Origin of the sequence: Candidatus Absconditicoccus praedator, from assembly GCF_021057185.1 — a bacterium.
GTDB lineage: Bacteria > Patescibacteriota > Gracilibacteria > Absconditabacterales > Absconditicoccaceae > Absconditicoccus > Absconditicoccus praedator.
This window is the reverse complement of record NZ_CP054059.1, coordinates 532,113-543,680: the sequence shown is the minus strand read 5'-3', so window position 1 is coordinate 543,680 and position 11,568 is coordinate 532,113. Positions and strand designations below refer to the sequence as shown.

Below are 11,568 nucleotides of genomic sequence, written 5' to 3'. Positions count from 1 at the left end.
TAAAAAGTAAAATTTAAAAATGAAAAAACTAACGTTTATACTGTTGTTGTCAGTTATTTTTAATTTTGTTTTCGCAGATGATGAGTCAGCATTTGAAGATCTTTTTCAAGATATAGATATAGAAGAGCAACAGCAAGATCAATCTGAATTTGATCAGGATGTTATAGATTCTGATGAAGATTCATCTGATGATGTGCATCATGCAGCAGACGATTTGCCAAACCCCAATATACATAAAAAAGAAGATTGATGAGAAAAATATATCTGAGTAGATTGGGATATAGATTATAATGAATATAGTCCATTGATAATGGTTAATAGGGATTGAAGTACATACCGTTCAAAGCCTTTGTGAGAAGATGTACATTTGGATGCACCTTGAGAATATCTTGTGAGGGCTCAAGCTAGAATTGATTGAGAATATGTGGTGGTTTATGAAACTAGTATAATCAATGAAGGAATAGATTCTAGATCTATGTGAGAGCCAGAAAGTTGACCAGCACTTTATTTTATTTTGATTACTACTATGTTGGCATTGATAATTTATGTTAGATATTTTTATAGGTTGTGATAGTGTTGAATTTTCAATAAAAAATAATATACTTTCTAAGTATTTATATTTAAAAAATAAAAGTTATGAACTTAAAAAAATTTTTTTTCTTTTCAGTGTTGATATTGTCATTTTGATTAGTGCACTGATTTAATTTTAGTGATTATTCTTCATACTCAGATTTGGACTTGAATCCTAATATTTGACAGGTAACTTCAGAAGAAAAAGAAGTTATAAAAGATCGTTTGTATGTTATGGTGAAGAATAATATGTTTGATTTTTCTGCATATGATAGAGAAATAGAAAATTTATTGAATATAAGGGATTATTATAAGCAAAGAAATAAAGAAATATGACATGCTTCTGCAGAAGTGTCGAGAAAAATTTGAATAGAAAAAAATCGTGCTGAGTATATAATAGAAAAAATTCTAGAAATACAAAAAATACTATGAAAGTATAAGTTTAATGAATCTTCTAACTGAGTTGATAGTTGAGACTGAGAATGAACAAATGAAGAGTGATATGAGGATTGATTTTCAGACTGACTATGAGACAAAAAAGACTGAAATGAGGAAAGAGAATCGTACTATGTACCAGATAATAAATCGGATGAGTATTGAGAGTGATATGAAGAGTGATATAGTGATTGATGGGAATATTATGATTGATACAAGGCAGGTAAAGAAGATGGTGAATATGATAAAGAAGAATGAAATGAGGAAAGAGAATCATACTATGTGCCAGATGATAAGTCAGAAAATTATGAGGAATGATATGAAAAATGATATAGTGACTGATTTGGAGACTGAAAAGAAGAGGATGAAGAAGATGAATGAGAGGAAATAGGCTGAGAATGAACAAATGAAGAGTGATATGAAGATTGATTTTCAGACTGACTATGAGACAAAAAAGAATGAAATGAGGAAAGAGAATCGTACTATGTACCAGATAATAAATCGGATGAGTATTGAGAGTGATACGAAGAGTGATATAGTGATTGATGGGAATATTATGATTGATACAAGGCAGGTAAAGAAGATGGTGAATATGATAAAGAAGAATGAAATGAGGAAAGAGAATCATACTATGTGCCAGATGATAAGCCAGAAAATTATGAGGAATGATATGAAAGATGATATAATGACTGATTTGGAGACTGAAAAGAAGAGGATGAAGAAGATGAATGAGAGGAAATAGGCTGAGAATGAGAAGATCAACCATGTTGAGAGGACTGATATGCTGTTTGTGTGATGGATTGAGTTTATTATATTCAAATTCCTGCTGAAGAATGGCATTATGCTTATATTGAAGAATATCCAGAAGAATTTGACTATGAAGACTATATAACTATTGAAAATTGGGATAATTCTTCACAAGAATTTGTATCAATGGATGATTGAACAAGTAATGTTTATAGATTTACAAATGATGGATCTACTGATCAAGTAGTAGAAGTAAAGGTACAGGATGATACAAAAAAACAAAATGATTTTGAAAGTATGTGGAATATTAGGTGATTTGAGTCTGGACAAATCTTGTCTTCTGTGATAGAAGATAACTGTAGTGTGGCTGAGGTGTCACCAAGACAGCTTGGATATGATTATTCTGAATGAATAGATGAAGATAATTTAGCAGATCAAATATGAGAGTATGAAGTTCAGGAAGATGAAGTTTACTGGGTAAGATGTGATTAAAATTACTTGAAAAAAAATATATTATAATTATAAATATAGCACATTTAATAAGTAGGTGATATTATGAAAAACTTGTTTGAGAAAAAATTAAATAAATTTTTAGTTTGATGAGTGATATGAACTGCAATTTTGTGACTATGATGATTTTGAATGTCCCCAAAATGAAGATGATTTTTTAAGAAACTAAAAGATAAAATAACTTCTTTTTTAAGCTTTTTTTGAGGGGGAGTTATAGAAATGAAAAAAATTTTTAAAAAGAAAAAATAATTGAATTTTATGTTTTAATATTTATTATAATAGCATCAATTAAGCGTTCTGTCAAAAAATAAATTTAACTATAAAACCACCAAATGAGACAAGATCTATTAAAAAATTATAAAATTTATAACTCAAATCAAGAGTTAGCAGAGGATTGAGAAGATAGTAAAATAGGTTCTTCTGCTACTAAACAAGAAGAACAAACACTTACTCTTGAAAGTTTTGGTACAGATCTAACAAGAGAAGCTAAAAATTGAGAACTTGATCCAGTAATATGAAGAGATCAAGAAATTCAACAGTGTATATATACTCTTTTGAGAAAGACAAAAAACAATCCTTTATTGATTTGAGAAGCTGGTGTTGGAAAAACAGCGATTATAGAATGATTAGCAAAAAGAATAGTGGATAATGATGTACCAGAAAAGCTTCAAAATAAAAGAGTTTTTATGCTTGATATTTGAAGTATTGTGGCTTGAACTAAGTATAGGTGAGAATTTGAAGCAAGATTTAAAGCAGTGCTTGAAGAAGCTATAGATCCAACCAATAATGTAATCTTATTTATTGACGAAATACATACTATAATATGAGCTTGAAATACAGAATGATGAGCAGATGCTTCCAATATGCTTAAACCATTTTTGGCAAGATGAAAACTTCAATTGATTTGAGCAACTACCTATGACGAGTATCAAAAGCATATAGAAAAAGATGCTGCACTTAAAAGAAGATTTCAAGAAGTAAATGTAGAAGAACCCAAAAGAGATGATGCTATTGGTATACTTACTTGAATAAGGGAAAGATTTGAAGAATATCATTGAGTAAATATCACTAATGATGCTTTGAAATGAAGTGTTGACCTTAGTTCAAGATATATGCTAAATAAACATCTTCCAGATAAAGCAATTGACATTTTGGACGAGGCATGTGCAAGACAATCTACTCTTACTCAAAAACTTAAAAATAATGAAGAATATCAAAAAGTAGAAAAACAGTTATCTGAAGTACAAAAAAATATAGAAAGTAGTATTTCATGTCAAGATTACTTTAAGGCTGCTGAGTACAAAGATAAGGAAGAAAAATTGAAATCCAAACTAAAGCAGTTGAGATCAAAAAGTTCTTTACCAAAACATTTAAGAATAAATGTAGATTATGAAAATATTTGAGAAGTAGTTTCTGATAAAATATGAATACCTGCAAGTAAAGTGAATCAATCAGAAATAAATAAGTTGAGAAAACTAGATGAGTTGTTGTCTTGAAAAGTTTTGGGACAAGAAGAAGCAGTAGAAGCAGTAGTAAAAGCTATTAGAAGAAATAGACTTTCTGTTATTGAAAGAAATAAGCCTATAGCTTCTTTCTTGTTTTTGTGACCGTCTTGAGTTGGTAAGACATATATTGCAAAACTTCTAGCTAGTGAGTATTTTGAAGATGAAAATTCTTTGATAAGAGTAGATATGTCAGAATATATGGAAAGACATTCTTCATCAAAACTTATTGGTTCGGCACCTTGATATGTTGGTTATGAAGAATGAGGAGTTCTTACAGAATCAGTTAGAAGAAAGCCATATAGTGTTGTTTTATTTGATGAGATAGAAAAAGCTTCGCCAGAGGTTTTGAATGTTATGCTACAAATTTTAGATGAATGAAGAATAAAAGATAATAAATGAAAAATAGTTGATTTTAAAAATACTATTATAATACTTACATCAAATATTTGATCTCAAAATTTTTCAAAAAAGGTTCAAACAATATGATTTTCTTGAACAGATGATGAAAATCAACAAGAAGAAAAAGATTTTGAAATTATAAAGCAGAAAGTTAATGAAGAATTGAAAGGATATTTGCCTTCGGAGCTTATAAATAGATTAGATTGAAATATAGTATTCAAACCTTTATCTAAGGATACTCTTGTAGAAATTTTCAAGATGAAGTATGCAGATTTTTCTTCTCAATGGAAAAAGAAAAAAGAAGTAAAAATACCATCTTATTCCAAAAAGAAGATACAAGAAATTATAGAAAAAGTGCATGAACCAGAATATGGTGCAAGACCTTTAGAAAGGTATATATATGATGAAATAGAACCTCAGATAATAGACTCTTTGCTTGAAAAAGACTCAAAAAATGAAAAATAAAAATTAAGTACTGGTTCTTGCTTATGCAAGGGTCAGTTTTATTTTAGTGATAAATTTTCTTTGGCATAATTGTATCATATTTGTATTATTTCTTTGTATTTCCAAAAATCGTAATAGTTGAAGTTGTTGAATTCTGGTCTTATGTAAAAAATATTTTTATTGGATGACTTTTCTAGTGAGTTTTTTTCATTTTCTCTAATCATAATTTGAATTGTTTTTTGAAGTATTTTTGTTGTTGATCATCTTTTTAGCCCAAAAAATCATTTATTGTTTTCTGAGGTGTATTCTTTTTCAATATTTCTGATTATTGATACTGCAATGATATTTTTATTTTCAGATTCTTCTACTGCAAGATTACTAATAACTCATCAATCTATATATTTAATTCAATTAATCTTATAAGGGGCAATTATGCCTGGTAATGCTATACTTGCTCTTATTGCATCTTTGATTTGTTCTTTTTTAAATACTTTTTTTTCTCAGTTATGTAGATTTGTTCAAATTATTTTTAATTTTTTAGAGCAATCAGATATTTTTTTGTCTCCAAATAACTCATCAAGTTTGTTGAGCATCTTTTTTCATTTAATTACTCACTCATTATCAAAAAAATCTATCATTTTCAAAAAACTTGTATTTTCAATTATTTCTTCCATTTGTCTGCTATTGTATCCAAATGCATAACATGCTCATACTATGCTTCACATAGAAGTTCAAATAACTTCATCTATTAATATATTTTTTTCTTCCAAGTATTTTATCACACCGATGTGAGCTAGTCATCTAGCTGCTCATCCACCAAGCACAAGAGAAAATTTTTTTTGCATTAGTTTTTTAAAATAACTAAAATTAATGTTTGATAAAAATCAACCTATTTAATCATATTATAAAAAATCTGAAATAATGCAATATTACTTTTATGCTGATATTGAAAAAAAACTATAAATAATTATTATTAAACATTTAAATATTTAGTTTATAAATAAATATATGTACGATCATATTATTTTGAAGTGAGTAAAGTCCAACAACTTAAAAAATATCGATATTTCTATACCCAAAAATAAAATTACAACAATCACTGGAGTGAGCGGATCTTGAAAATCAACCCTAGCTTTTGATACAGTTTATAAAGAATGACAATTTAGATATATTGAATCTTTGTCTTCTTATCTAAGGCAATTTTTTAATTTATGAGAAAGGCCTGATATAGACTATAGTGAATGATTTTCTCCGGCTATTGCCATAGAACAAAACAAAAAAATATGAAACAGTAGAAGTACTGTTTGAACTTTGACAGAAATAGATGACTATCTAAGATTACTCTTTTCAAAACTTTGAGACATTTACTGTTACAAATGTTGAGAAAAAATCCATGCAAAAACAACAGATCAGATATCTTCTCAGATTTTAGAAAAATATTCTGATGAAAAGGTATATATAGTTAGCGATTTTTGAAAAATTTCTTCTGAAACTGATTTTTTTAAATTTGTAAGGAAAAATAGAAGAAGAGTAGATGCTTGAAAGTGAGCAGTTAGGTTTTTGGTAGAATTGAATAATTCTGATATTGTGGAGTATTTTTATATGGAAGATCCTAAAATCACAAAAGAGTATTTTCCTGTGAGAATATATTGAGTTTTTGATCGTATTACTTTGTCTTCTGATAAGTTCAACAGACTGAAAGAGGATGTTGTAAAAGTACTTTGAGACAACAAAAAAGTATGAGTATATTTTGATAATAAAATTGAGTGGCATACAGATAAAAATTTTTGTCCAAGTTGTGATATATCTTATCCGGATTTTTCAAGTCAACATTTTTCTCCCAACAGGCAGGAATGAGCTTGCCAAACATGTCATTGAATATGAAAAACATTACAAGTAGATTTTGAAAAAATAATAGACACCAACTCAAAATACCTTGAAGCTATATTGCCATGGAGAGATTCAGCTATGGGTCAGTGAATCCTTGAAAAGTTAGCAGATAAATACAGTATAGATACAAATCTTGTGCGAAAAAATATGCCAGACTGGTTCAAAGATATTGTAATAAATTGAGATAAGCAGTTGCTTAGGATATGAATGTGATGAAAATATGTAAGTATGTATTATAAATGAATAGAAGATATTCTTACGCAGCAGTATCAAAAATGAATTCTTACAGTAGATTTCCAAGCAATGCTAGAACTTAGAGAATGTCCAACATGTGGTGGAGCAAAACTTAGAAAAGAAAGTTTAAATGTTTTCTTGTCGGTAAGTAATACTAAATACAATATTTTTGATCTTCAAAATATTTGAATAAAAGAACTTGTAACTATCCTTAAAAAATTCAAGAAAAATACATCCAAAAGTACAATTTTAGCTGAAAGGATAGCAAATCCTCTTATTGATAGGTGTGATACAATAAATAAATTGTGATTGGAGCATATAAGCTTATCAAGACAGATCTGAACCTTATCTTGATGAGAAGTGCAAAGACTTAGACTGGCAAAACAACTATGAAATCGTCTAACCTGAATAATATATGTTCTTGATGAGCCAACTATTTGACTAGATGATAAAGAAATAAAAAAAACAATAAAAGCTATCAAGCAATTAAAGCAAATGTGAAATACTATAATTGTAGTAGAGCATAATGAAGAGTTTATAAACCAGTCTGATTGGATAGTAGAAATATGACCTTGAGCTTGAGATTTTGGTGGGGAGGTTGTTTATTCAGGTGATTACAAAAAATTTTTGAAACAAAACACTGTTACATCTTCTTATCTGGTATGAGATAGTCAAGTAGTTACAGATTTTGATCACAAACCTTCCAATGATAAGATTTCAATAAAAAAAGCTTCAAAATTTAATTTAAAAAATTTGGATGTGGAAGTAAATCTTTGAAGTTTTACTATAATTACTTGAGCTTCTTGAGCTGGTAAGACTACTTTGATGTATGAAACATTGTATAGATTTTTAAATGAAAAAGAAAAGTTTATTCAATGATATATTAGACTGCATCTTTTGAAAAGTTGATATTCTCGAACAGATATTATTACCAAACCTGTCCTTGATAGAAAAGAATACGAACATTTAGAAAATGTTGCTACTCAAGAATTTTTTAAGGAAATTTGAGTAGAAACTATCAAGTGAACAGAAAAAATAAAAAATGTTCTTTATGTAGATCAATCAAGTATTTGAAAAACTCCAAGATCTTGTCCTGCTACTTTTATATGAGTCTTTGATGATATAAGAAAGCTTTTTGCCTCATCAACGGATGCAAAAATGCTTTGATTTGATTCATGATATTTTAGTTTCAATTCCAAAAAATGAGCTTGTCCTGAATGTGATTGATATTGACATAAAAAGGTTGAGCTTCAGTTTTTGCCTGATACTTATGTAGCTTGTGAACTTTGTAAATGAAAAAGATACAAATCTGAAATACTGTCTATAAAATGGAACTGAAAAACAATATCAGATGTCTTAGATATGTACATAAAAGATGCAATCTATTTTTTCGATGATATTGAATATATCAAAGATAAGCTTGAACTTATGAATGATATATGATTGTGATATTTGAAGCTTTGACAGCCAGCTCATACTTTATCTGGATGAGAAAGTCAAAGAATTAAGTTGGTAAAACATTTATTGAAAAGCTACAAGGGTCATACAGTTTATTTTTTAGATGAACCTACAGTTGGTTTGCATCCTCAAGATATACAAAAACTTTTGAATGTTTTGAAAAGATTTCTTGATAAATCCGATACAATCCTTATGATTGAACATGACAAAAATCTTTTACAGTTTGCAGATAAAGTTATAAGATTAGAAAATTGAAGTCTTTTAGAAGATGATTAATTTATTTTATATAATGAATTGGGAATGATATTATATTGAGATCCAGTAAAAGAAAAAATTAGATCTAAAATAAAAAATAACTTAAAAAATTTTGATGTAACTCATAAGTATGTATGAATCTTGTTGCTTAATGATGATCCATCTTCTTATGCTTATGTAAATAAGAAAAAAGAGTTTGGTAATGAATTGGGTATAGACGTAGTTATTCATGATAGGATGAGTTCTCAGATCAATCCAGATTCTTCAGAAAACATAATTCATAATATAAAAGCAATGAATGAAGATCCATTTTGTGTATGAATTGTAGTTCAACTTCCATTGCCTAAAAACTTGAAGTCTCATCAATCAGAAATATTATCATCAATAGATCCCCAAAAAGATATAGATTGACTATGAGGTGTAAATTTTTGACTAAGTAGTATTTGATTTAATAATTTTATACCAGCTACTCCAAAGGCTGTTATAAATATTCTAAATTACTATAATTTGGATGAGTTTAGATGAAAAAAAGTTACAATTTTGTGACAAAGTAATCTTGTATGAAAACCGTTAGCTATGGATATGATAAAAAAGTGAGCTGAGGTTTTTTCTTTTAATGAATATGCGGATATAGAAGATATGAAAATGTTTTCTAAGAATAGTGATTATATAATTTCAGCTACTGGTAAAAGCAATTTAATTGATGAAAATTTTGTTGCTAAAGATGGTTCTCAAGTTTTAATAGATGTGGGTTGGACAAAAGAAGACTGAAAGGTAAAATGAGATATAGATTTTGATTTCCTTAAAGATCAGGTGAGGGCGATAACTCCTGTTCCTTGATGAGTAGGTCCGGTTACTGTTGCAAGTTTGTTTGAAAATATATTTTATTTGCAAGGTTAAAGGATTTTGTCTTGATTTTTAATTATAAACCATAATTTAGATATAAAATTCAATTTTTTAGCCTAGTGTTTTGGGAATTTTAAAAAAAGCTCAATTAAGATGTTGTGAAAATCTAAGCTATGGTTTACTCTTAATAAAGACTTTTGAATTTTTATTATTTTCCAATTATATTTTATTTTGTTTTTGTCAGTATAAAATTAAGTCATAATATTGTATTAATAAAAATAAAACATTATTATTTTACTGACAATTCAATTTGTATCTGATGCTGACAGCTTAATATTGCTCTTACAAAAATTTTTATACTATATTGAAATAATTTTATTTTTGTTTATTATCTAATAAGTTTATTTTTTTAAAAAACTGATGATAGGGAATCTGATTCATTTGATGTTTAAGGGAATTTCTATAATAAGATGGAATAATTATCCAAGAATTCAAGATTTTGTAGAAGCAGAACATATAAGTCTCAAGCTTAATATTTCCTATATAATTGCAAACCTTATGAAAGAAAACTGAGAAAAGGTAGATATATTATATATTTATAGGCATTTATTTTGGAGTAGTTTTTTCACATTTGTTTATTCTGATATTAATCATGATTTAAAAAAAACTCTAAAAGAAAAAAGACTAGATATCTATAAAAAATTATGGAAACAATTATGAGATTTTGTTTTTTCCTCTGATATTGATCAAAAAATTAAGGATGATTTTTTTCTTGTTGTTAATGAGTATGTGAACTGGGAAAAGTATTCACATGTAAATAAGGTAGAAAAAGATATTATGCAGTTGGCCAAATCAATAGAAAGAAAACTAGAGATAAAAGATAGTGTTCATTTTTACTCACTTTCTTATTGAAATATTTTAGAATCTACAAAAAAAGAAATAGACAAATATGCCAAAGAAATTTGATTTGTTAATATGGATATTTTGAAAATTTATATATCAAATCTTTTAAGGCTTAAATTTGCATATAGATGGAATAGAGATAATAGAACATATCCAGTTTCAGTTCTTTCTCATTTATTTTTTGTATTTGGTTTTTCTTATTTTATAGGTTTGCTAAAATGATATGATAGAGAAAATATGGAAAAAATATTAAGCATAAGTCTTCTTCATGATTTTCCTGAAACAATAACAGGCGATGTTATTACTCCAACCAAAGAGTCTGTTATGGGGTTTAGAGATTTTCTTGAAAATGTAGAGGAGGATGTTGTGCATGAGCAATTGTTGCAATATTTTGAATGACTTGATTTTCATGAAAATCTAAAAAACTATATATTATATCCTTTTGATTCTGAAATATGAGCTATAGCAAAGTGTTCAGATAATTTGTCTGCAATGTTTGAGGCCAAAATAGAAAATAATGAAAAAAACTTTTTGGTTTATAAAACCATCAAAAATAAGCTTTGGCATTTTAATGATCCAGAAATAGATTATATTTTGAAGTTTTGAGCTGATTACTTTGAGGAAGATATTGAAGAAAAATGGAAAAAGTTTATAAATATTGATTAATTTATGTTTATCTAAATTGCTATGAATATTATTGATATATTAAATCAAATAGAAAAAATATATCCAAACCCTGTGACAGAGCTTTATTATGAAACTCCCTTTCAGTTACTTATTGCTGTAGTACTTAGCGCTCAGACAACCGACAAACAGGTAAATAAAGTCACTAAAAATCAATGATTATTTCAAAAATTGAAATCTCCACAAGATGTGATAGATATGTGATATGAAGCTTTGAAAGAAAATATTAAAACTATATGACTTTACAAGTCAAAAGCAAAGAATATCTATAATTTATCAAAACAAATTATTAGCATAAAAGATGTCTCATCAAATGAGGAAAGATACTTATTTGACAGATTTTGATATATAATTCCTGATTCTTTAAATGAAATTACAAAACTTGATTGAGTTTGAGAAAAAACCGGTAAGGTAGTCCTTTCAGTATTATATAATAAGCCTGTTGTTCCAGTAGATACGCATGTTCATAGAGTTTTAAATAGGTTGGGTATTGTTTGTACAAAGACCGAGTTACAAACTTCAGCTCAAATAGAGAAAATTATTCCAGATGATTTGAAGAATAAGGCTCATCATTTGTTGATTTTATTTTGAAGGTATTTTTGTAAGTCTAAAAATCCTAAATGCTATAAATGTGTTTTTAAGGAATTTTGTAAATATTATAATTTAAAAAAATAATTTATTATTTAAA

General features: G+C 27.5%; 9 protein-coding genes. 8 read left to right on the top strand and 1 reads right to left on the bottom strand.

Annotated elements, in window-relative coordinates; genetic code table 25:
* Positions 1–19: 19 nt before the first annotated feature.
* The 4 genes from HLG78_RS02660 (at position 20) to HLG78_RS02645 (ending at position 4,631) form a co-directional block, all read left to right on the top strand.
* Positions 20–574: a globin family protein gene (locus HLG78_RS02660; protein WP_231180810.1), complete on the top strand. Its 555-nt coding sequence runs from the start codon at positions 20–22 to the stop codon at positions 572–574.
* A 116-nt stretch (positions 575–690) separates the two neighbouring features.
* The gene (locus HLG78_RS02655; RefSeq protein ID WP_231180808.1) at positions 691–2,244 is read left to right on the top strand and encodes a hypothetical protein; all 1,554 of its coding nucleotides are present in this window, start codon (positions 691–693) and stop codon (positions 2,242–2,244) included.
* Between the two features lie 63 nt (positions 2,245–2,307).
* Positions 2,308–2,511 (top strand): hypothetical protein, encoded by a 204-nt coding sequence (locus HLG78_RS02650; RefSeq protein ID WP_231180806.1) that lies wholly within the window; start codon positions 2,308–2,310, stop codon positions 2,509–2,511.
* 83 nt (positions 2,512–2,594) lie between these two features.
* A complete protein-coding gene (locus tag HLG78_RS02645; protein ID WP_231180804.1) occupies positions 2,595–4,631 on the top strand; it encodes an ATP-dependent Clp protease ATP-binding subunit in 2,037 nt (678 codons plus the stop codon).
* Positions 4,632–4,669: 38 nt separating this feature from the next.
* Here HLG78_RS02645 and HLG78_RS02640 read toward each other — a convergent pair whose 3' ends face one another.
* Positions 4,670–5,455, bottom strand: a complete 786-nt coding sequence (locus tag HLG78_RS02640) for a patatin-like phospholipase family protein (protein ID WP_231180802.1) — start codon at positions 5,453–5,455, stop codon at positions 4,670–4,672.
* A gap of 163 nt (positions 5,456–5,618) precedes the next feature.
* On the opposite strand from HLG78_RS02640, the gene HLG78_RS02635 reads away from it, so the two are divergent.
* The 4 genes from HLG78_RS02635 to HLG78_RS02620 all read left to right on the top strand — a co-directional run bounded on the left by HLG78_RS02635 (position 5,619) and on the right by HLG78_RS02620 (position 11,555).
* Positions 5,619–8,468, top strand: a complete 2,850-nt coding sequence (locus HLG78_RS02635) for an excinuclease ABC subunit UvrA (protein WP_231180800.1) — start codon at positions 5,619–5,621, stop codon at positions 8,466–8,468.
* Between the two features lie 24 nt (positions 8,469–8,492).
* Positions 8,493–9,347: a bifunctional 5,10-methylenetetrahydrofolate dehydrogenase/5,10-methenyltetrahydrofolate cyclohydrolase gene (locus HLG78_RS02630; RefSeq protein ID WP_231180798.1), complete on the top strand. Its 855-nt coding sequence runs from the start codon at positions 8,493–8,495 to the stop codon at positions 9,345–9,347.
* Positions 9,348–9,737: 390 nt separating this feature from the next.
* On the top strand, positions 9,738–10,862 hold the full coding sequence (locus HLG78_RS02625; protein ID WP_231180796.1) for a YfbR-like 5'-deoxynucleotidase: 1,125 nt from the start codon (positions 9,738–9,740) through the stop codon (positions 10,860–10,862).
* 21 nt (positions 10,863–10,883) lie between these two features.
* The gene (locus HLG78_RS02620; RefSeq protein ID WP_231180794.1) at positions 10,884–11,555 is read left to right on the top strand and encodes an endonuclease III domain-containing protein; all 672 of its coding nucleotides are present in this window, start codon (positions 10,884–10,886) and stop codon (positions 11,553–11,555) included.
* The last annotated feature ends 13 nt before the right edge of the window (positions 11,556–11,568 follow it).